The sequence below is a fragment of the Chryseobacterium gambrini genome (assembly GCF_027920505.1).
Taxonomy (GTDB): Bacteria; Bacteroidota; Bacteroidia; order Flavobacteriales; family Weeksellaceae; genus Chryseobacterium; species Chryseobacterium gambrini.
The window spans coordinates 2,360,311-2,384,264 of the sequence record NZ_CP115857.1 but is presented as its reverse complement, the minus strand read 5'-3'; the positions used below and the strand labels follow the sequence as shown (position 1 = coordinate 2,384,264).

The window sequence follows — 23,954 nt, the reverse complement described above, 5'->3', positions numbered from 1 at the left end:
AATAACATATTAGCGTAAAAAAGCCACGATAAAAAATCGTGGCTTTAAGATTCAGCTTTTTTGTTTGCTTAGTCAATATTTTTAACAAGGATCCATCCTGAATATTTAATCGGCGTTTTTTCCTTGTTGGGTTCATTCCAGTTGATGTGGTACCAATAGGTTCCTGTAAGTATTTTCTTGTCGAAATGTTTACCGTCCCATTTGTAGTTGTTGAATTTATTCCCTGTGAAAATTTTATTTCCGTATCGGTCGTAGATCACGAAGCTTAAATTTTCCTTGTACGCAAGTTCGCTGTAATCGATGAAGTCATTTTTATTATCTCCATTCGGCGTGATGGCGTTTAACAAATTCGGAACCGTTACCTCTACAAAGATCGGGGTACAGTTATAGGCATCTTTCACGTAGAAAATATGCTGTCCTCTTGAAAGTCCTGTAAATACATTGGAATCCTGCCAGTTGGTAGGAGAATCCACGGCATATTTATAAGGCGCTTTTCCTCCGGTTACCTTTACCGTCGCCGTATTGTTTGAAATTTCAATTTCTGAAATAACAGGATCCACTGCTTTTTTCACGCTTACAAACTGTTTTACGGAACATCCGTTGTCTTTAAGAATAACCCAGTAATCTCCTACCGGAACTCCTGATAATACCTGAGTGGTTGCTCCTGTGCTCCACAGGTAAGACTGATATCCCGGTCCTGCATCAAGATTCGTTCTTGCGTCGATACAGATGATCTTATCCACAAGAACCGGAGATCTTTTCGGAGGAATTACCACTAAGTTTACTTTGGCAATTGCATAACATCCGTTTGAGTTGTATACTCGGATGTAAACCGAAGCATTCCCTGAAATGTATGCTAACGGATTCAGGATTTCATTGGTTCCGTTGCTTGCATCAACAAAAGTCGGATAATACTTTTTGGTAATCGGCGATTCTGTGGAAACATTGGCAAGCGAAAGATTAAACGCTGCTTTTGTTTCATTATTTTCAAGATAACATTCGCTGATGGTAGCTTCTGTTACCACCGGAGTCGGAAGATAAGCCAGAGTTATTTTGGCATTTCCTGTACATCCTTCGTTGGTCGTCACTTTTACATAGACAATTCCTGCTGCAGAAAGATAATTGGCGGGAGTTGTAATTTCGTTGGTTGCTGCGTTCAGGTCAGCAAGGGTAGGATAGAATTTCTTGACCACCGGAGTGTAAGTCGTTACATTGGCAGCAGTAAGATCAAAGAACCCTTTTCCGTTGTACTGACAGGCTTTGATGGTGGTGTCCGTTAAAATAAACGGTACCACTGTAAGATTTAAAGTTACCTTTTCACAGTCAATAAATTCGGGAGCATTTCCGCAGAACTGGTAAACAATAGTATCTGGACCTAAGTATCCCGGATTCGGAATGTAGGTAATCTGTCCTGCACCGTTTACCGTTGCAGTACCGTTTGTCGGATAGGTAAGAATGGTTACCGTACTTGCAACAGGCGTCTGTGTTGTAGTGAACGAGAAAGCGGGCGTAATGACTTTCGTTGCACAGGCATTAAGAGCTGCTGTTGTATTTCTTACACATGAAAAAACTTTATAGATGGGAGTGGTAACGGGCGGACAGGTTCCCATGGTTACTTTCACGGTATAGTTTCCAGCTACGGTAGGCGTATAAACGTTTTGTGTTGCCCCGGTGATCGGGTTTCCGTTCAGATACCACTGGTAGCTTTCATAGCTGTCATCAACCTCAAGAATAATCCCCGGAATACAGTCTCCTGTCTGTTTTGCAATTACCGGGATGGAAGAGAATCCTGCGAAATATCCACCGTACCCTGCGGAACTGTATCCACCGTTAACTCCTGCTGTTACCGCTTTGGTGGAGGTTACTGTCACATTTCCTGTAGGATTATCGATGGCATAGGTTACCCAGTTGGTGTTTCCGGTTAATGGATAAGGTCCCTGAGCAGCGGTTGGAGTGGTAGCCGCTCCGCCGTCGATGCTGTACGTAACAGCAGCTCCTGTTTCAGTTAAGATATTTAACTTTAAAGTAATTCCGGAAATTCCCGGCATTTCGTTAATCTTTCCGATCTCATCAATTTTTCTCGGAAGGAAGCAGTTCAATGGTGGAATATAATTGTAGCCTCCTGTATTGTTTGAAGTACCTACTCCCACTAATTGATAAAGGTATACATTTTTAGAAGTGGATACCAACATATTAAAATGTCCGCTTGTACCTTGCTGTACATAATTAGTTTCGTTAATTCTGTACCATTCTCCGGCATTGATTGTTGCTAATGGAGTCGTTCCGCCATTGACAAATATCTGAGTATTGTCTTCTGTTGCAATAACAATTCCTCCCTCCATATTTTCGGCAGGAGCGGTAGATCTTGTTTTTACCATGGCAAAAGTATTCCCCAGTCTTTCCACCGGAACCGACTGGTCCATAATTAAATCTGAACCGCCCGAACTTCCTGCTCCAAAGTTTCCGTTGGCGCTTCCATTGGTTAAACTGATGGGCTTATCGGAAACTATTTTGGCTCCGATAAATCCGGTAAGATTTGCCGGAGTACTATTGTTCCCGGCTAAAATATAAGACTGTCCTTTATTTAAAGTAAAGGTTTGAGTATTTCCTGTAAAAGTGGCGGGAGCACCGATAAACTGAATTCCTGATGTTGTCCAGGTTACGGTAACTGATGTATTGTCTTCCGTAGCCAAAATCCCTGCTGTGAAATTATTACCCGATCCGGTTCCTGCGGTTGTATTGGGTGCATTAGCTGAAAAGAATAATTTCCCGATTCCTGCTTTACCTTTGGATGTAATAATTTCTCCGTGTACACTTTGTGCAGATCTCAATGTACAGTAAAACGGTTTGTCTCCTTTAAGATATAAACCTTTTGTACCTACCGTAAAAGCATCGGCTGAAGCTGTAGCTGTTATATTAGCGAGAGGAACGGTATACGATTGAGGATTTCCTTTGCTGATGGTAACGGTCGTTAGCAAAGTATTATTGTTATAAATTTTTACATCAAAAGGAGTGGTAGAGTCTGTTGAAAGATATAACGCATTGGTATATCCTGTTGCGGATGCATAGTAAGGTGCAATCCAGTGCTCTGTATCCCTCTGTGCAAAAAGAGTACTTATGCTGAAAAGCATCAGTACAAAAGACAGTAGAATTTTATTCATAATTATAGAATTAGGATTCTTGCAAAAATAACAGAATATTTAATATGTTCTTAATAATATTTCCAAAAAAATGGTTGTAAATACGTAAAAAAGCCACGATAAAAAATCATGGCTTTAGGATTCAGCTTTTTTGTTTGCTTAGTCAATATTTTTAACAAGGATCCATCCTGAATATTTAATCGGTGTTTTTTCCTTGTTGGGTTCATTCCAGTTGATGTGGTACCAATAGGTTCCTGTAAGTATTTTCTTGTCGAAATGTTTACCGTCCCATTTGTAGTTGTTGAATTTATTCCCTGTGAAAATTTTATTTCCGTATCGGTCGTAGATCACGAAGCTTAAATTTTCCTTGTACGCCAATTCGCTGTAATCGATGAAGTCATTTTTATTATCCTCATTCGGCGTGATGGCGTTTAACAAATTCGGAACCGTTACCTCAACAAAGATCGGGGTACAGTTGTAGGCGTCTTTCACATAGAAAATATGCTGTCCTCTTGAAAGTCCTGTAAATACATTGGAATCCTGCCAGTTGGTAGGCGAATCCACGGCGTATTTATAAGGTGCTTTTCCTCCGGTTACCTTTACCGTTGCCGTATTGTTTGAAATTTCAATTTCCGAAATAACAGGATCCACTGCTTTTTTCACGCTTACAAACTGTTTTACGGAACATCCGTTGTCTTTAAGAATAACCCAGTAATCTCCTACCGGAACTCCTGATAATACCTGAGTGGTTGCTCCTGTGCTCCACAGGTAAGACTGATATCCCGGTCCTGCATCAAGATTCGTTCTTGCGTCGATACAGATAATCTTATCCACAAGGATCGGAGATCTTTTCGGAGGAATCACCACTAAGTTGGCTTTGGCAATTGCATAACATCCGTTTGAATTGTATACTCGGATGTAAACCGCTGCGTTCCCTGAAATGTATGCTAAAGGATTTAAAATTTCATTGGTTCCGTTGCTTGCATCAACAAAAGTAGGGTAGTATTTTTTTGTAATCGGCGTTTCTGTGGAAACATTGGCAAGCGAAAGGTTGAAAGCTGCTTTTGTTTCATTGTTTTCAAGATAACATTCGCTGATGGTAGCTTCTGTTACGACGGGAGTAGGCAGGTAAGCTAAAGTAATTTTTGCATTTCCTGTACACCCTTCGTTGGTCGTCACTTTTACATAGACAATTCCTGCTGCGGAAAGATAATTGGCAGGAGTTGTAATTTCGTTGGTTGCTGCGTTCAGATCAGCAAGGGTAGGATAGAATTTCTTCACCACCGGTGAATATGTCGTTACATTGGCTGCGGTAAGATCAAAGAATCCTTTTCCGTTGTACTGACATGCTTTGATGGTGGTGTCCGTTAAAATAAACGGAACTACCGTAAGATTTAAAGTTACCTTTTCACAGTCAATAAATTCGGGAGCATTTCCGCAGAACTGGTAAACAATAGTATCTGGACCTAAGTATCCCGGATTCGGAATATAGGTAATCTGTCCTGCGCCGTTTACCGTTGCTGTACCGTTTGTCGGATAGGTAAGGATGGTTACCGTACTTGCAACAGGCGTCTGTGTTGTAGTGAACGAGAAAGCGGGCGTAATGACTTTCGTTGCACAGGCATTAAGAGCTGCTGTTGTATTTCTTACACATGAAAAAACTTTATAGATGGGAGTGGTAACGGGCGGACAGGTTCCCATGGTTACTTTCACGGTATAGTTTCCTGCTACGGTAGGAGTATAAACGTTTTGTGTTGCTCCGGTGATCGGGTTTCCGTTCAGATACCACTGGTAGCTTTCATAGCTGTCGTCAACCTCAAGAATAATTCCCGGGACACATTCGCCTGTTTTTTTCGCAATAATCGGAATGGAAGAGAATCCCGCGAAATATCCTCCGTACCCTGCAGTGCTGTATCCACCGTTCACTCCTGCTGTTACCGCTTTGGTGGAAGTTACCACTACATTTCCTGTAGGATTATCGATGGCATAGGTTACCCAGTTGGTATTTCCGGTTAACGGATAAGGTCCCTGAGCAGCGGTTGGAGTGGTAGCAGCTCCGCCGTCGATGCTGTACGTAACGGCAGCACCTGCTTCAGTTAAGATGTTTAATTTCAGAGTAACTCCGGAAACACCCGGCATTTCGTTGATCTTTCCGATCTCGTCAATTTTTCTCGGAAGAAAGCAGTTCAATGGTGGAATATAATTGTAACCTCCATTGTATGAGAATCCCTGAATCCCTATAAACTGATACAAGTAAACATTTTTAGAAGTGGAAATGAACATATTGAAATGTCCGCTTCCCGCGGTTTGTTCTACATAACTTGTTTCGTTAATTCTGTACCATTCCCCTTCATTAATTGTGGCAACAGGTGTTGTGGCTCCATTAATAAAAATCTGGGTATTGTCTTCTGTGGCAATAACAATTCCACCTTCCATATTCAAGGTAGGATTGGTTGCTTTGGTTTTTACCATGGCAAATGTGTTCCCCAGTCTTTCCACCGGAACCGACTGGTCCATAATTAAATCTGAACCATCGGAAGTATTTGTCGCAAAGTTTCCGTTAGCATTTCCATTGGTAAGGGTTACGGGTTTGTCTGAAACGACTTTGGCACCGATGAAGCCGTTTAAATTAGCTGATGTTAAATGATTTCCTGCTAAGATATAAGACTGTCCTTTATTTAAAGTAAATGTCTGTGAATTTCCTCCGGGTGTACCTCCGATAAAAACTAAACCTGCAGTATTCCAGGATACGGTAACTGATGTATTGTCTTCCGTAGCCAAAATCCCTGCCGTAAAATTGTTAGTGGAGCTGCTCGCTGTACTTGGAGTTGCTGCTACATAGAATTTTTTTCCGATTCCTGCTTTACCTTTTGACGTGATAATTTCTCCATGTGCCGTCTGAGCGGATCTTAAGGTACAGTAAAACGGTTTATCTCCTTTGAGGTATAATCCTTTTGTTCCAACCGTAAAGGCATCTGCGGCACTAGTTCCATTGATAAGATTGACGGCAATAGCATACGAAACGGGTGCTCCTTTTGCAACGGAAACTGTCTGAATCAGGTTATTGTTATTGTATATTCTTACGTCAAACGGAGTGGTTGAGTCCGTAGAAAGATATACAGCATTGTTATATCCTGTAACCGATGTATAAAACGGAGCAATCCAGTGATCGGTGTCTCTTTGGGCAAAAAGCGTGTTAATCGTACAAAATATCAATACGAAAGACAGTAGAAATCTTCTCATATACAATTAATTATGATTTCTACAAATTTAAAATAATATTTAATAAATGTTAACGAAAAATAAAAGAAAGTTTAAAAAATATTAACGATTCTTAATCAATAGCCATCCGGAGTATGAAACCGGTAATTTAGTATCGGGTTCATTCCATTTTAATAAATACCAATATGTTCCTGTAGACAGGGGTCTACCGTTAATTTTTCCGTCCCAGGTGTAATTTTTATCTGACGATCTGTATACCGGAGCTCCGTAACGGTCTACGACTTCGATTGAAACATTTTGTTTAATTCTTAGGTCGGAATAATCCAGTATGTCGTTAAGTCCATCTCCATTCGGAGTAATCGCATTGATAAGATTTAATACTAAAAATTCTTTAACAACCGGAGAGCATCCGTCTTTACTTAAAACATAAACAGTATGCATTCCTCTGGAAAGACCTGTAAAAATATTAGAAGTCTGATAATCTATTCCGTTTAGTGAGTATTGATATGGAGGAGTTCCTCCGGTAACGGTAACAGTAGCATTATATCCGGAAACTTCAATTTTAGAAATAACAGGAGATTCAGCTGTTGTGATCTTCACATACTGTCTGTACACGCATCCGTTGAATCCAAGGTCTACATAATAATTTCCTGCTCCGGCAATAATGGATTGTGTAGTTGCTCCGGTACTCCAGGAATAAGATGTAAATCCTGCACCTGCATCTAGTGTTGTTGTGTCATTAAGGCATACCACTTTATCGGCAAGTCTGGTAGATTTTTTCGGTGTTTTTAAATTGATTGTTAAAACTCCCGTAATTGGACATTCTGTAGCGGAAGTAAATCTGATGTAGAAGGTACTTATGGCGGAAATATTCTGGTTCGGTGAAATAGCATTGGTTGCCGCCTGTGCATTAGCCAATGTAGAGTAGAACGTAAGACTTACTCCTGCATTCGCCGTAAAAAGATTTTTATAATCATTTAAATTTACCGCTTCAGAGCCACTGATATCACTGTCACAGATATCTGTTGCTGCATTTCCTGTAATTAAGGTAATTTTGTTTCCTATGGTAAAGTTAATCTGACCAAAAACAGCAGGACAGCTTCCGGTAAGTGCATCCACCCTCACATAAACAGTGGTATTGGCTGTGTAAGTCCAGTTTGCAGGAAGCGTATTGTTATTACCTGCATTGGCATCAGCCTGAAGTAAATAATATCTTACATTAAAGTTTGCAGAATTGGTCACAATAACAGGAGTGATGCTTGGGAAATTTACATTCACGATGCCATCAAAATTATCATCGCAAAGCGTTGCGTTATAATTGCCTGTGTTGATGTTTGGAGAAGGAGTTGTTGTTAAAGTAATCTGTGCTACTTTTTTACACCCGTAAGAAGATGTTACGTTTGCATAAATCGTTCCAGCCGGTCCTGAATAATTTCCGGGTGCTGCAATGGGAGTTCCCGATAACGCCGCATTGGTATAATACTGCACTGTAGTTCCTGAATCTGGCGTTACATTAGCCGAGGTTAAGTTAAACGTTCCATTTCCGTTCGTGTCTGCACATGAAGTTAATGATGCGTTTGTTGTCTGCAAAACATCTGTATTGATGATAATTTTAAAATATTCAAAGCTTGCAGGACTTCCGTTTCCTTCTATATAGTAAATGAAACTATCTGTTGTATCTGCTGTAAGTCCTGCATTGGGAGTATAGGTAATTTGCCCCGTTGCTGAATTAACGGTTGCTGTTCCGGAAGTAGGAGCTAAAATAATATTTGTATTCGCCGGAACAATGGTTTGTGTAGAATTTGTAAATGCAGGAGAAATTACCTTTGTGTTGCATGATCCGATGTTGTATGTTGTAGTCGTGATCGGAGGACACAATGTATAGGAATAAGCATCAGTAAGCAAAGAACCGCAGTTGTTTTTAGAAACCATACAGGTATAGTTTCCTGCGCCGTATAATTCAGGATTGATGGAATATGAAGTGGCTCCCGAAATAGGATTTCCATTAAGATACCATTGATAATTATCGTACGTGTTATCTACCTGAAGCAAAATTCCGAGATAGCAATCTCCAGTTTTTGAAATTACGGGTACAGAAGAAAATCCTGCAAAATAGCCTCCATAACCTACTGCGCCGCTTCCTGCTGCAATTCCTGCGGTTACGGATTTTGTAGAGTTAACGGTAATGGTGCCGGTAATATTAGGAACAGTATAGGTTACCCAGTTAGGATTTCCGTTTACAGGATAAGGTCCGTTAGCTGTAGCAATCGGATTTCCGTTTAAAGTTACGGTTGCCCCGGTTTGGGTGATAATATTGAGGCGGGTGTTAAATGTCTGATTCCCGATTTGATTGATAAATCCTATTTCATCTACTTTGTTGGGCATAAAGCAACTCAACGGAGGAATAAAGTTCATCCCTCCTGTAGCGTATTCATTGCCTCCGGTTGTAGAAGAAACTCCTGCTAATAGCTGATAAACATAAATGTTGTTATTGGCAGAAATGCTCATGTTATAATTATCTCCGGTTCCGTGCTGTATATAATTATTACTTGGAACCATGTAATATTGTCCTTCGTTTAAAGTGATTCCTGTAGCAATCCCGTTAATTGTAATCTGGGTGTTGTTTTGTGTTGCCACAATCAGCGCGGTTTCCATTTCGGAAAGTATGGTTCCGTTTCCCTTCACCACAACAAACTCTTTTCCCAGTCTTTCTACAGGAGCTGCCTGATCCATAAGGATATCGTTGTTGGTGAAGTTTAAATTGGTATAAATTCCGTTAAAATTTCCGTTGGTAACAGAAATCGGTTTCGAAGATTGTATTTTCGCCCCGATTAACCCATCAAGATTCACTGCAGAATCTGTACTTAAAGCATCTACGATATAGGATTCTCCTTTATTTAAGGTAAATGTTTTTGTGGGGCTTGAGGAGCCATCTGAGAAAACAACATTGGGATTATATCCTGATATCACAACATTAGTATTGTCTTCTGTAGCAGTAACTCCTATAGTAGAGTTGACATAAGTTGCAGCACCGGTAATAGGTGCCATTCCTACGTAGAACGTTTTTCCTAATCCTGCTAAACCTTTAGAGGTAATAATTTCAGCATGGCTTGGGACAGAAAATCTATAATTGGCGAAGAATTTTTTTGTTCCTTTCAGGTAAACTCCCATTGAATTCGGACTAAATAAATCCGATGGATTAGTAGTGATTAAAAAACTATTTGGAATACTTACCTGAGCGGGATTTCCTTTACTCACCTGTACTGTGGTATAAAGAGCATTGCTATTATAAATTTGCACACTGAAGGGAGTGGTTTCATTGGTGGATAAATATAAATATCCCTGAAGATTCCCTGTACCAGACTTTGAAGCCATTGGAGCAAACCAATGATCGGTATCAAGCTGTGCATTGAATAATAAACAAAGAAATGTACAAATGGTTAGTAAAAGTTTTTTCATATTTCTCAATAAGGGATGCAAATGTAAGTATTAAAAGTCAATTTTTTACATAAAATTTAATTAGTAATTTCTATAATTATGAATATTGTTGAATATTTAATATTTTTTTAATAATTGGAAATATATTATAATTTCAATAAAAAAATCCTGATGATTTAATTCATCAGGATCAATAGTATTGGGTAAAGTAAAAAGTTATTCTCTGTTTTTTATCAAAATCCATCCGGAATAGGAAACAGGAAGTTTTGTATCGGGTTCAATCCATTTTAAAATATACCAGTAAGTTCCGGTCGGAAGAGGTCGCCCTCCTGATTTTCCGTCCCAGGTATAACTTTTATCTGTGGATTTATAAACAGCAGCTCCATATCTGTCTGAAATTTCAATCGACACGTTTTGTTTTATTTTCAGATCAGAATAATTGAGAACATCATTGATGCCATCTCCGTTCGGAGTAATTGCATTGATAATATTTACAATTAAAAACTCCTTAACCACAGGTAAACAACCGTCTTTTCCTAAAACATAAACGGTATGAATTCCTCTTGCAAGACCCATAAATGTATTGGAAGTCTGATAGTCTATTCCGTTTAATGAGTATTGATAAGGAGGAGTTCCGCCTGTAACATTTACTGTTGCATTAGAAGCCGTTACGTTGATGCTGGTGATTGTCGGAGCCTGCGAAGTCGTTACATTAACAAACTGACGATAAACGCATCCGTTAAAACCTAAATCTACATAATACGTTCCCGCACCGGCAAGAATTGTCTGAGTAGTTGCTCCCGTACTCCATGTATATGAATTGAATTCCGCACCCGGATCCAATACCACTTTTTCTGTGGAACAAACCACTTTGTCATTAAGCTGACTGGATTTTTTAGGCGATCTAAGCGTTACATTAATAATTCCTGTATTCGGACATTCAGTTCCGCTCACAAATCTTACATAGAACGTTTTTGGCGAAGTAATGGTTTGGTTTGCAGGAATTGTATTGATACCATTCTGAGCATCTGCTAAAGTGGCATGAAAAGTTAAAGTAATGGCAGGATTAGTGGTAAATAAATTTTTATAGTCATTAAGATTTGCATTTTCAGAACCGTTAAGATCATTATCGCAAACATCCATATTCACGACGTTGGTAAGCAACGTAATTTTATTTCCGATTTTAAAATTAATCTGTCCGAAAGCCGGAGGACAACTTCCTCCCGCTGTATCTACTCTTACATAAACGGTTGTATTTGCTGTATACGTCCAGTTTACAGGCAGAGTGTTGCCATTTCCGGCATTTGCATCTGCCTGATTCAAATAATATCTTACCGTAAAATTCGCAGCATTGGTAACAATCTGAGGGGTTACGGTTGAAAAATTCACGTTAACGATACCGTCAAAATTATCATCACAAAGACTGGCGTTATAATTAGCCGTATTGATATTTGGAGAAGGAGTGGTTGTTAAAGTAATCTGTGCCTGTCTGGAACATCCATTCGCAGAAGTGATATTTGCATAAATAATTCCTGCCGGTCCGGAATACGTCGCAGGATTAGTAATCTGTCCGGTTAAATTTGAGTTGGTAAAATAGGTTACCGTAACTCCCGGATCAGAAGAAACGTTGGCTGTGGTTAAATTATAAGTTCCGTTTCCGTTGGTTCCTGCACACGAAAATAAAGAGGCATTCGTAACATTAGGCAAAGGATTTACCGTTAAAGTAATCTGAGCTGCTTTTGAACAACCTGCTGCAGAAGTTACATTTGCATAAATAATTCCTGAAGTTCCCAAATAATTCGCAGGATTGGTAATCTGTCCTGTTAAATTAGAATTGATAAAATAAGTTACTGTCACTCCCGGATCAGAAGAAACGTTGACAGAAGTTAAATTGAAAGGTCCGTTTCCATTAGTTCCTGCACAAGATGTTAAAGTCGCGTTATTCGTACTGGGTAAAGAATTTACCGTTAAAGTAATCTGAGCAGTTTTAGAACATCCGTTTGCAGAAGTCACATTCGCATAGATAATTCCTGAAGGACCTGAATAGGTTGCAGGATTGGTAATTTGTCCTGTTAGATTAGAATTGGTAAAATACGTTACCGTAATTCCCGGATCAGAAGAAACATTTGCTGCCGTTAAATTGAACGTTCCGTTTCCGCCTGTTCCTGCACATGAAGCCAGAGAAACATTATTGACATTCGGAGAAGCATTTAAAGCTAATGTAATCTGTGCCTGTCTGGAACATCCATTCGCAGAAGTGATATTTGCATAAATAATTCCTGCCGGTCCGGAATACGTCGCAGGATTAGTAATCTGTCCGGTTAAATTTGAGTTGGTAAAATACGTTACCGTAGTTCCCGGATCAGAAGAAACATTGGCTGTTGTTAAATTATAAGTTCCGTTTCCGTTGGTTCCTGCGCACGACGATAAAGTGGCATTCGTAACATTAGGCAAAGGATTTACCGTTAGAGTAATCTGAGCTGCTTTTGAACAGCCTGCTGCAGAAGTTACATTTGCATAAATAATTCCTGAAGTCCCCGAATAATTCGCAGGATTGGTAATCTGTCCGGTTAAATTTGAATTGGTAAAATAAGTTACCGTAATTCCCGGATCAGAAGAAACGCTGGCTGAAGTTAAATTAAACGTTCCGTTTCCATTGGTTCCTGCGCAAGATGCTAAAGTCGCATTATTCGTATTGGGTAAAGAATTTACCGTTAAAGTGATCTGAGCGGTTTTCGAACATCCGTTTGCGGAAGTCACATTCGCATAAATAATTCCTGAAGGACCTGAATAGGTTGCAGGATTAGTTATTTGTCCTGTCAGATTAGAATTCGTAAAATACGTTACCGTAATTCCCGGATCAGAAGAAACGTTGGCAGAAGTTAAATTGAATATTCCGTTTCCACCTGTTCCCGTACATGAAGCCAGAGAAACATTATTAACATTCGGTAAAGCATTTAAAGTTAATGTAATCTGAGCGGTTTTTGAACAGCCGTACTGTGAAGTCACATTGGCATAAACAGTTCCTGCCGGTCCGGAATACGTCGCAGGATTAGTAATCTGTCCGGTTAAATTTGAGTTGGTAAAATAGGTTACCGTAGTTCCCGGATCAGAAGAAACATTGGCTGTTGTTAAATTATAAGTTCCGTTTCCGTTGGTTCCTGCACAGGAAGCCAGAGAACCGTTGTTTACCTGTAAAACATTTGTATTAACAATGATTTTAAAATATTCAAAATCAAAAGAATTTCCATTCCCCTGAACGTAATAAATGAAATTATCGGTAGTGTTCGTTGCAGAAGGATTGGGGGTATAAGTAATTTGTCCTGTTGTTGGATTTAGCGTAGCAGTTCCCGATGTTGGCGGTGAAATGATACTGGTAAGCGATGGAACGATAGTCTGTGTAGAGTTCGTAAACGCAGGAGTAATCACTTTTGTGTTACAAGACCCGATATTGTAGGTTGTAGTGGAAATCGGAGGACATAAAGTATAGCTGTAAACTCCGGTTAATCTTGTTTCACAGTTGTTTTTTGTAATTAAACAGGTGTAATCTCCGGCTCCGTATAATTCTGGATTGATTGAGAAAGAAGTGGCTCCCGAAATTGGATTTCCGTTTAAAAACCATTGATAAGTGTCGTAATTGTTATCAACCTGCAAAAGAATTCCTGCGTAGCAGTCGCCGGTTTTTGTAATGGCGGGAACAGATGAAAATCCTGCAAAATATCCACCGTAACCTACCGCGCCGTTTCCTGCTGCAATTCCTGCCGTGACAGGAAGCGTGGAATTTACTGTAATATTTCCGTTAACTCCCTGAAGAGAATAGGTTACCCAACCCGGATTACCCGTTACAGGATAAGGTCCGCTGATCGCGCCGATGGCACTTCCGTTAAACGTTACATTGGCTCCTGTCTGGGTAATGATATTAAGTTTGGTATCAAAAGAATTGCTTCCTATTTTATTGATAAAGCCGATTTCGTTAATTTCTTTTGGTAAAAAACAGCTTAAAGGAGGGATAAAATTCATTCCGCCTGTTGCATATACCGTACTTCCTGAAGTTCCTGCAAGAAGCTGGTAAACATAGACATTATTATTGGCAGAAATACTCATGTTGTAATGTCCGTTCCCCTGATTGATATAGCTGGTTCCCTGAACAATGTAATATTGTCCTGCATTCAGTGTAACACTTCCTAAAAGGTTTCCGTTTACTGTAAGTTTGGTGTTGTTTTCCGTGGCGATTACTAAAGCAGCTTCCATTCCGGAATTGGCAGGTCCGTTTCCTTTTACCAAGGCAAATGTTTTTCCTAATCTTTCCACAGGAACAGCCTGATCCATCAGAATATCTACATTGCTGTTATTTTGGGTGGTATAAATACTGTTGAAATTACCGTTGGTTACCGAAATAGGTTTATTCGCCGTAATTTTTGCGCCTACTAATCCTGTTAAATTACTTGAGGACAAATCACTCTGCGCTTCAATGATATATGATTTCCCTTTATTGATGGTAAATGTTCTTGTGGGCGATGAAGTACCGTCGGAGAAAATAACGTTCGGATTGTAGCCGGATAATGTTACGGTTGTATTGTCTTCCGTCGCAATAAATCCAATGGTTGAATTAACGTAAGGTTTTGCGGTTGTATTCGGGGCAACGCCTACGAAAAAGTTTTTCCCGATTCCTGCCAAACCTTTGGAAGTGATGATTTCTGCCTGATTGGGAACTGCAAATCTGAAATTGGCGAAGAATTTTTTAGAACCTTTCACCTGTAATCCCATTGATCTTTGTGTAAAAAGATTGGATGGAGTAGAGGCAATCATATAATTGTTCGGAACTGTAACCTGTACCGGATTGTTTTTACTCACCTGAACGGTAGAAAACACCGTATTGTTATTGTAAATCTGAACCGAAAACGGAGTTGTTTCATTGGTGGATAAATACAGGTAGCATTCCGGAGTACCCTGAAGTGAACTTGCCGACATTGGAGCAAACCAGTGTTCTGTATCCAATTGGGCATTAAGAATAAAATAAAAAAAAGAGCAAAAGATTAGTAGAAATTTTTTCATGTCTAATAATAAGGGCTGCAAATCTAAGCATTAATAATCAATTTTTTATGATGATTTTTATCCAAATAACTCCATTTAATGTAAATTTTAAATATTTAATAATGCGTTAATATTTAGACGGTTTGCTGTTTTTTTAACATAAAAAAATCCCGATGAAAAATCACCGGGACTGTATTTTTAATCCTGAAAAAGATTATAAGCTTACTCTTACAAATCCTGTAACTTTAAGATCTCCGTTTACAGACTTCACATAATCAGCAACAGACATGCTGCTGTCTTTAATGAAATCCTGGTGTACCAAAGTATTGTCTTTGTAGAATCTCTGCATTTTACCTTTAAGGATATTATCGATAATGTTTGCAGGTTTACCTTCTTCTACAAGTTTGTGTCTTTCGATTTCCAATTCTTTATCAATCGTTTCCTGAGAAACAGAAGTTTCGTCTAGAGCAATTGGATTCATCGCAGCAGCCTGCATAGAAACAGATTTTGCAACTTCGTCTGCTCCGTCTACTTTTGCAGAAAGAGAAGTGATGGCAGCAATTTTATTTCCAGCGTGGATGTATGCTCCTAAATAAGGACCTGTAATTCTTTCGAATGCACCGATCTCGATTTTTTCACCGATAACACCTGTTTGCTCGATTAATTTTTCAGCAACAGTGATTCCGTGGAAATCTGTAGCCAATAATTCTTCTTTAGAAGCAGCAAAAATTGCCATTTCAGCCAATTCATAAGCTAGCTCGATGAAAGCTTCGTTTTTACCTACGAAGTCAGTCTCACAGTTTAAAGAGATAATAGCACCTAACGTGTTATCTTCGTTTACTCTAGCGATTACTGCCCCTTCAGTAGACTCTCTGTCAGCTCTGTTAGCAGCAACTTTCTGTCCTTTTTTTCTAAGGATATCTACCGCTTTTTCGAAATCTCCTTCAGCTTCAACTAAAGCTTTTTTGCAGTCCATCATACCTGCACCTGTTTGGTTTCTCAATTTTGCTACGTCTGCAGCAGCTGGTGTATAAGACATAATATCTATTATTTTTTTTATTTAAGATTAGTATTAATTTTTAGCTTAATTTTAAAGCGATGCAAAGATAATGATTTTAATGATAAACTAAAAAATGACTTTTTGCGTTATTTGTATATTTAATAAATTTTTAAATGCTTACTTAATGAAAAAAATATTTCTCCTCATATTTTTATGCATTTTCACTCTTGGATTTTCGCAAAAAAAGAAAAAAACGAAATCCAAAGGCATCGTGGAAAAGGAAACCGCCATCATTTATACAGAAAATGATGCGGAAACCACTGCGGAAGCAAGAGTGATTGCAGGATTTCTGAAACAAAATCCCGGACATGCCAAAACAGATTATTTCAAAAGAAAACTGATTGCCATCATTACGGCAGGAAATTCTCCTGAAGCCAAGCCAACCATTAAAGCGTTGAGTGAAGATAAAATAAAGCAGATGGTTTTGGATAACAATAGCCTGAATAATTCTAAAACCATTGCAGCCAATGCTTCTAAAGCGGAAAGAACCGTAAACTACGCGAGTGTTGCCGGATCGAATAAAAAATCTTCCGGAGCAAGCGAACAGAACAAAAAGACAGCAGCCATGCTAACGCATCTTTTTAATAATGATCCGATGGATAAGGAAGCGTATATCAATATTAAAAACAGGTCTAAATGTAATTTGATTGTAAAAATCAACGGGAAAAAATACTACAATCTGGATGTTCCGGCAAACGGACAGAATTTTTTATTGGTAGAAAAAGGAGAATATATTTTAACCACAATGGTTTGTGATGCCAAATATTCGTCCCTGAAAAAGATTAATAAAGATATTGAGATCGAATTGAATCTGAGTGAATAATTGAATAGAGAAAAGAGCTAAAAAAATTAAGAAGATTTTTCTTAACCGGTTTAATTTTTTTTATCCTTTAAATTGCCCCATCGCGATGAATTTCTCCTGTCTCTGGGTTTCAAGTTCTTTTCCAGTGAATTTTGAAAATGCTTTGATGTTCTGCAATATTGAATTTTTTAAGTTCAGATACGTTGTTTCCGGATCGTAATGCGCTCCTCCAAGAGGTTCTTCCACAATTCCGTCGATGAATTTTTCTCTTAAAGCATCTTTCGGAGTCAGGTTCAGAGCGTTTGCCGCATCTTCTTTATGATCCCAGTTTCTCCAAAGGATGGATGAGCAGCTTTCCGGTGCAATTACCGTATACCAAGTGTTTTCCAACATATATACTTTGTTTCCTACACCAATGCCTAAAGCTCCGCCACTCGCTCCTTCACCAATGATATAGGTGAAAATAGGAGTCTTAAGCATCGTCATTTCAAAAATGTTTCTTGCAATTGCTTCTCCCTGTCCTCTTTCTTCCGCTTCAAGACCAGGATAAGCTCCCGGTGTATCTACCAAAGTAATTACAGGAATTCTGAATTTTTCTGCAAGCTTCATCAGTCTTAAAGCTTTTCTGTATCCTTCAGGATTCGGCATTCCGAATCTTCTGTGCTGTCTTTCTTTTGTCGTTCTTCCTTTCTGAGTTCCGATGATCATTACTTTCTGACCGTCCAAGGTTGCTAAACCACCGATCATGGCAGGATCATCTGCGAAATTTCTGTCTCCGTGAAGTTCTAAGAAACTGCCTTTATCCACCATTCCGTGGATGTAGTCCAGTGTATAAGGACGATCCGGATGACGGGAAAGTTGTACTCTTTGCCAAGGGGTAAGATTTCCATAGATTTCTTTTTTCTTTTCTATGATTTTATCCTCGATCTGGCTACATGCTAATTTTACATCAACACCACTTTCTTCTCCTACTAAAGAACAGGTTTGGTATTGGTCCATTAATTCTTTTATAGGAAGTTCGAAACTTAAATATTCCATTCTTGAAGTAAATTAAATCTTTCAAATTTATGAAAAATTATCAAAATCTATTTAAAATTATTTACTGCATTGTTTATTCTGGAGATAGTCTCCTCTTTTCCAAGAAGTTCCATGATGTCCGGAACATCTGGTCCTTTCAGTTCTCCTACTAAAGATAATCGCAACGGCATCATCACTTTACCCATCCCCAGACCTTTATTTTCCGCGAAATCATGAACCATTTGCTTAAGATTTTCAGCATTAAAATCAGCCCCTTCAAGATTTGAAGCCAATTCCCCTAAAATTGCCGAAGTTTCATCATTCCAGGCTTTTTTAGATGCTTTTTCATCATAAGAAGTGGGGGCTTCGAAGAAAAACTTTCCGTTTTCATAGATATCTTTTGGGAAAGTAGCTCTTTCCTTCATCAGCTTAATCACTTTTAACAGTTTGTCGTCTGACAATGTTAAATTTAAATCTGAATTTTTAAGAATATTCAATAATTCATCATCCGAAGTTTTCTGGATGTACTGATGATTGAACCATTCTGCTTTTTCCTTGCTGAATCTTGCTCCGGCTTTATGAACTTTGTTCAGATCAAATTCTTTTGCCATTTCATCCAGAGATAAAATTTCTTTATCGTCTGCAGGAGACCATCCCAAAAGCGCAACCATATTGATGAATGCTTCAGGCAGATATCCGCTTTCTCTGTATCCTTTGGAAACATTTCCTGTTGCAGGATCTGTAAAATTTAAAGGAAATACAGGGAACCCGAATTTATCGCCATCTCTTTTGCTTAGTTTTCCGGAAATTCCTTTTTTAAGAAATTGTTTTACAGAAGCTAATATTTCATTGTCCTTATCATTTTCGCTTAACATTGATTTAAATCTTGGACTTTTTACTTCTGAAAAGAAAGATTTAATAATTGTTGCAGATTCATCAAAAGAAAACTGATTGTTTTTTGCTACAAACTCTTCTGTGAAAGATTTAGTAATTTCATCGATATTTTCTTTATTAATTAAAGTTGAAACATCAGGTTTTAAAATCAAAGAAAGATGGGCAAACTGAGGCGCTTCCCAACCCATTGCTTCATATAATAAAGTGTGTAGTCCTAAAGAAGGCAGCCATTCTTCACCACGAATAACGTGAGAAATTTCCATTTCGTGGTCATCGATGATGTTGGCGAAATGATAAGTCGGCATCCCGTCGTTTTTTACCAGAACTTTGTCATCTAAAGTATTGGTGTTCACAGATGAATTCCCTCTGATGATGTCCACAAGATTTAATGTTCTGTCGATCGGCATTTTGAATCTCACGACATACGGCGTTTTTTCATCCAGCAATTTCTGAACTTCCTCTTCAGAAAGTGCAATACTGTTTCTCAAACGGTTTCTTGATTTATTGTCATAAGAAAAAACGTCTCCTCTTGCCTCATATTCTGCACGGATCGCGTCCAGTTCTTCAGCGGTATCAAAAGCAATGTAAGCATAATCTGTTTTTAAGATCTGCTCTGTATATTTATAGTAAATATCTCTTCTTTCAGATTGTCTGTACGGAGCGAATTTTCCTCCTTTTTTCGGGCTTTCATCGGCAATAATTCCGCACCATTCAAGGGCTTCTTCAATGTATTCTTCTGCTCCTTCAACGTATCTTGCGGTATCTGTATCTTCAATTCTCAATACAAATTCACCTCCCTGGTTTTTAGCAAAAAGATAATCGTATAATGCGGTTCTTACGCCTCCTAAATGTAAAGGTCCCGTAGGACTTGGAGCAAAACGTACTCTTACTTTGTCCATTTTAAATAAAAATTTTTGCAAATTTACTTAAACTAATATAAAAAGGTACATTTATTTGCGATAAAGTAATTTAATTGCTTATCCTTAATTCATCAGAATACTTAATTTTAACGCAAAGTCCGCGAAGTTTTCTTTTACTACTAACTTTTTTAAGTTCGCAAAGGCGTTTCACTCAGCAAAGAACTCAAAAGTTTTTCAATGATGGCAATTTCGGATAACCATATTTAATAATGTATTTGAATGATTTAATTTTCGGATAATAAAAATCATTCAAAATAATTTCCTTTTCGAAAAATAACAGATATAATGCTGTATTTTTGTGGAGTTTTAAATTCACCATGGCACAAGTTAAAAAACAGAATAAGTTGTCTTTTTATATTCAGGGATTTGCAAGAGGATTATTTCCAGTAAAATCTTTCGAAAAAAAGATTGATGATCTCTATAAAACCGTTTCCAAAGAACAGCTTACAACAGTTGAAAGAAGAGTAGACTACTACAACAAAATTTCATCGGAAACCCAAGTAAATCATTCCGGAACTACAATCGCAGATCTTTTGAAGCCTAAAACTCCGAAAGCCTACTATTTTGATACTTATGAGTATGCAAGATATTTTCCGAAAGATTTAAAGATTGATTTTGCATTTGGTGATGTTAATACCATCCTTGATTTTCCCAAAATAACGAAAAGCCGTCCTATTCACGGAAATAATGAAAACAATATTTTACTGAATCTGGATAAGGCGAGGCATTTCGTATCTGTAAAAGACAGTCTGAATTTTTCTGAAAAGAAAAATATCATGATCGGCAGAGCGGCAGTTCATCAGGAACACCGAAAAAGATTTTATGAAAAATATTTTAACAATCCGCTTTGTGATCTGGGACAGGTAAACAAAAACGGAAATCAGGAATGGATAAAACCTAAGATTTCTATCGGGGAGCATTTAAAAAGTAAATTTATTTTAAGCCTTGAAGGAAATGATGTTGCCACGAATTTAAAATGGATCATGTCTTCTAATTCTATTGCCGTTTCGCCGCCTTTAAAGATGGAAACATGGTATATGGAAGGAACTTTAAAGCCAGATGTACATTTTATCGGGATTGATGAGAATTATGAAAATCTTGAGGAAAAGCTTCAGTATTACATCGATCATGAAAATGAAGCTCTGGAAATAATCAGAAATGCCAAAGAATACAGAGCGCAGTTTAATGATAAAAATGTTGAAAATTTAATATCACTTTTGGTATTGAAAAAATATTTTGACTACATTCGCTAAAAATTATTAGACAGATATGCTAGAAATCGGAGAAAGACCTTGGGGAAAATATTATGTTTTAGCGGATGAACCACATTATAAGCTGAAAAGAATAGAAGTAAATCCGGGGCAGAAATTATCTTACCAGTATCATCATAAAAGACAGGAACAGTGGACGATTATTGAAGGTAATGCGACCATCGTTCTGGATGATAAGGAGATCAGTTTATCTTACGGTGAAAGTATTTTTATACCTCTTGGTGCGAAACACAGAATAATGAATCTTTCGGATAAGCCGGTCGTTTTTATTGAAGTACAGACCGGAACGTATTTCGGAGAGGACGATATTGTGAGACTCGAGGATGAATATGACAGGAATTAAGAATAAAAAGGTTACAGATTGCTGTAGCCTTTTTATTATTACTTTTCCAGTTGTCTTTTGTTTTTGATTTTGTCGACAATATTTAAAATGAAAAAACGAACAGGATATTTCTTTTTCATTTCCTCTTTATATTTGTAGTAAAGGCTTTTGAAAAGATCCAGATTTTTACTGAAAATATCATGATGAACCTGAGATTCTTCCAAAATATGTTTATGTTTTTGATACGAGTTGGCAATTCTTTTTAACAGATGTTTATAGTTTGAAAAGGTCTGTACATTAAAATCCAGGCTGAAAAATCGTAATAACGTATTTTTCTTCCTTTCGTTATTATCAAAAAATACACCTCCTACCTGTTGACTTTGATGCTGTCTGTAGTAAAACATTTTATCATCAATGAAATCAAATCTATTTTCAGAAGCTGCTATTAATGCAATCCATTCATCATGGTGAAACTCCGGAACAATAGGAAAAGGAATTGTTTTTTTTACAAAATCTTTTTTAATTGCCATTGTTGCCCCGGTTGCGATATTTCCCGAAAAACTTATAATCTCAAAAAAGTCAATCTTAATATTTTTTGCCTTCATGAAACCTATAACATCCCAAATGGTGATTACGTCCAAAAGCTTTCCATCATCATCAATCCCAAAACCATTAGAAGCAATAACTTCTGTTTCAGGATGATTTTCAAAATAATCTAGATATTTTTCGACTTTATTTTCAACCCAGATATCGTCCTGATCGCTGAGAAAGATAATTTCATGAGTACACAAAGAAATTGCCTTTTCAAAGTTTTTTACACTTCTTAAATTTTTTTCATTGATGTAAATCTGAAATATTTCAGGATATTTTTCTTTGTAAGAATTTAGTATTTCTACTGTAGCATCAGTCGATCCGTCATCGCATACGATGATTTCATCAACAGGATGAGTCTGATTCAGGATTGAATCAATTTGTTTTTGTAAAAATTTTTCGCCGTTATAGGTACAAACCGCTACAGAAGTTTTCAAATAAATCTTTTTTAATTACTATTCAGAATCTGTTTTATCCAATGGGTAAAAGAATATTTTTCTCTGATTTCATTGGGAAGTTCCACGAAATCCTGTTTTAAAAAATGTTCTGCCTCATGAATGTTTTCATTCGAGAATACAAAGATATTATTAGGATTATAAAAATCATAATTTTTCACCAAAGGATTGTTGGTAATCAGTTTTTTCTGATATCCGACCGCTTCAAAAACCCTGAAGGAGACTCCGTTGTGCATTGAATTCTGAAAATCTAATATCACGTTGGATTGTTGCGTATTAAGGATACTGTCTTTAAAATCCATCCCTGATTTTGTGAAATGGACAGGAAAGTCACTATACTTTTTATAATACTTTGATTTGCTGCATATGATATTAATGCTGCTTTTAAGACCAATCTTTTTAAAAATTAAAGATAGCTGCAGTAATTCATTAATACGGTCTTTCATAAAAGTTCCTACAAAAAAGATATCCTGTTTAATTTCTTTTTTCGGATGCAGGTAATCGAAGTAAAAATTATTAATAGGTTGTACATTAGGATACTTTTTTACATCGTTACTGTCAAAAACAAAAAAACGATTAAAATAAGGAATCATATTTTCAGCCAACGGAAATCGCTTCATTCCATCCCATTGATAACCAACGGTATGATTGCTTTTTGATTTGATTTTTTGAAGCACATTTTCACTGAAAAGATCAGGTCTTACCACCAAAGCATAATCTGCGGATTCAATTCCGTCAAGAAAAGAGATCTGTGGATGCTCTTTGTCAAGTGCCGTGATTCTTGCTTTGTGCGTTTTATTGTTGGTAAATGTTTTTTTATAAAGATGAATGAGAGAATCTTTTGTATTAAGTTTGATCTTGGAATTATCGTGCTTCACCAGATAGACTGTAAAGCCCAAAAACTCAAGATTTTCTTTAAAAACCTGAGGAAGTCCGAAATGATCCGGAACTGCTAATATGATGCTTTTATCTTTGAAGTTATTCATGCTTTATATAGAATATCCTGCTTTAGAAAAGTAGGGTTTCCAGAATTCTCTCTCTTTATTCCATCTATGGCAGCCAAAAGGAAGCCTGCCGTTATTGATCTCCAGTGCTTTCTGTTGCTTGTTTTCAATAGAAAATCCGCACGCTTCTTTATAGTCTGGTTTAGAAAAATTAATTCCATTTCTTTCCGGCTCTATGCTGAAAAATACATCTTCAGCATAAAATTCACTTATATTTTCTTTCTTCAGATAAACATCTTTAACATCTGAAAGATTTTTTAATACTTCGATAAATTTTTCGCGCTTTCTTAAAGATAAACCTCCGTTTCCGACTGCATTATAAAGTAAAGATTTGTCTTTCTGCGATTTTCCGTTGCCTTTGAAGTTGATTAAAGCTTTTAATTTTGCCAAACCTCGGTCTGAAATCAGTTTGACCAAAGATATCTTCTCAGAACTTCTGATCCAGGGAGCGCCAATATAATCAAAATCTTTATTACACCAATCCAGAAGCTCGTCTTTAAACACGAAACAGTCGGTCTGATAAATCAGTAAATATTTTTCCGAAAAGCTGTTGTAGAAATCTACACTCAGCATAAGACAGTTGTAGCCGTGGATATTTTTAAAGTAAACATCATCAAAAGCCAAAAATCTGGATGTGAACTTTTCATAGTTGCTCACATCCAAACTTTTGGGATGAATAAACGTAATTTTGTGATTTTTTAAAACATGGAATGCCTGATTTATCGAAATCAGATCATCTGCATCAGGTGTTTTTTTGTATATCGGAATAATAATTTCTACCAAA

13 protein-coding genes are annotated in these 23,954 nt (G+C 37.5%); 3 read left to right on the top strand and 10 right to left on the bottom strand.

The genetic code is table 11. The annotated features are described in order from the left end of the window. Positions 1–68: 68 nt before the first annotated feature. From PFY09_RS10720 to tsf, 5 genes are all read right to left on the bottom strand, one after another. Positions 69–3,161 (bottom strand): T9SS type B sorting domain-containing protein, encoded by a 3,093-nt coding sequence (locus PFY09_RS10720; RefSeq protein ID WP_271159690.1) that lies wholly within the window; start codon positions 3,159–3,161, stop codon positions 69–71. 138 nt (positions 3,162–3,299) lie between these two features. Then, a complete protein-coding gene (locus PFY09_RS10715) occupies positions 3,300–6,383 on the bottom strand; it encodes a T9SS type B sorting domain-containing protein (RefSeq protein WP_271159689.1) in 3,084 nt (1,027 codons plus the stop codon). 81 nt (positions 6,384–6,464) lie between these two features. Next, positions 6,465–9,821, bottom strand: coding sequence for a T9SS type B sorting domain-containing protein (locus tag PFY09_RS10710; protein WP_271159688.1), 3,357 nt, complete (start codon positions 9,819–9,821; stop codon positions 6,465–6,467). Positions 9,822–10,016: 195 nt separating this feature from the next. Then, positions 10,017–14,798: a T9SS type B sorting domain-containing protein gene (locus tag PFY09_RS10705; RefSeq protein ID WP_271159687.1), complete on the bottom strand. Its 4,782-nt coding sequence runs from the start codon at positions 14,796–14,798 to the stop codon at positions 10,017–10,019. Between the two features lie 250 nt (positions 14,799–15,048). Further along, positions 15,049–15,873 (bottom strand): translation elongation factor Ts, encoded by an 825-nt coding sequence (gene tsf / locus PFY09_RS10700; protein WP_108411380.1) that lies wholly within the window; start codon positions 15,871–15,873, stop codon positions 15,049–15,051. Positions 15,874–16,018: 145 nt separating this feature from the next. Between tsf and PFY09_RS10695 the strand changes: the two genes are divergently transcribed. Then, entirely contained in the window at positions 16,019–16,717 is a 699-nt protein-coding gene (locus PFY09_RS10695; protein WP_108411379.1) for a DUF6759 domain-containing protein, read from the top strand. Between the two features lie 60 nt (positions 16,718–16,777). Here the strand turns inward: PFY09_RS10695 and PFY09_RS10690 are convergent, their stop codons facing one another. Further along, on the bottom strand, positions 16,778–17,734 hold the full coding sequence (locus PFY09_RS10690; protein ID WP_076390571.1) for an acetyl-CoA carboxylase carboxyltransferase subunit alpha: 957 nt from the start codon (positions 17,732–17,734) through the stop codon (positions 16,778–16,780). Positions 17,735–17,781: 47 nt separating this feature from the next. Continuing rightward, positions 17,782–19,506 (bottom strand): glutamate--tRNA ligase, encoded by a 1,725-nt coding sequence (gltX, locus tag PFY09_RS10685; protein ID WP_271159686.1) that lies wholly within the window; start codon positions 19,504–19,506, stop codon positions 17,782–17,784. A 338-nt stretch (positions 19,507–19,844) separates the two neighbouring features. Between gltX and PFY09_RS10680 the strand changes: the two genes are divergently transcribed. Further along, positions 19,845–20,780 carry a glycosyl transferase family 90 gene (locus PFY09_RS10680; protein ID WP_076390573.1) on the top strand — a complete coding sequence of 312 codons (936 nt, stop codon included), beginning with the start codon at positions 19,845–19,847 and terminating at the stop codon, positions 20,778–20,780. Positions 20,781–20,796: 16 nt separating this feature from the next. Next, positions 20,797–21,141, top strand: coding sequence for a phosphomannose isomerase type II C-terminal cupin domain (locus PFY09_RS10675; RefSeq protein ID WP_076390574.1), 345 nt, complete (start codon positions 20,797–20,799; stop codon positions 21,139–21,141). Positions 21,142–21,179: 38 nt separating this feature from the next. On the opposite strand, the gene PFY09_RS10670 is transcribed toward PFY09_RS10675, so the two are convergent. Genes PFY09_RS10670 through PFY09_RS10660 form a run of 3 tightly spaced genes read right to left on the bottom strand, consistent with a single transcriptional unit; the run spans position 21,180 to position 23,953 of the window. After that, entirely contained in the window at positions 21,180–22,148 is a 969-nt protein-coding gene (locus tag PFY09_RS10670; protein WP_271159685.1) for a glycosyltransferase family 2 protein, read from the bottom strand. 11 nt (positions 22,149–22,159) lie between these two features. Continuing rightward, the gene (locus tag PFY09_RS10665) at positions 22,160–23,152 is read right to left on the bottom strand and encodes a CgeB family protein (RefSeq protein ID WP_271159684.1); all 993 of its coding nucleotides are present in this window, start codon (positions 23,150–23,152) and stop codon (positions 22,160–22,162) included. A gap of 3 nt (positions 23,153–23,155) precedes the next feature. Continuing rightward, complete coding sequence (locus PFY09_RS10660; protein WP_268055300.1) at positions 23,156–23,953, bottom strand: DUF5672 family protein; 798 nt, start codon at positions 23,951–23,953, stop codon at positions 23,156–23,158. Position 23,954: the final 1 nt, after the last annotated feature.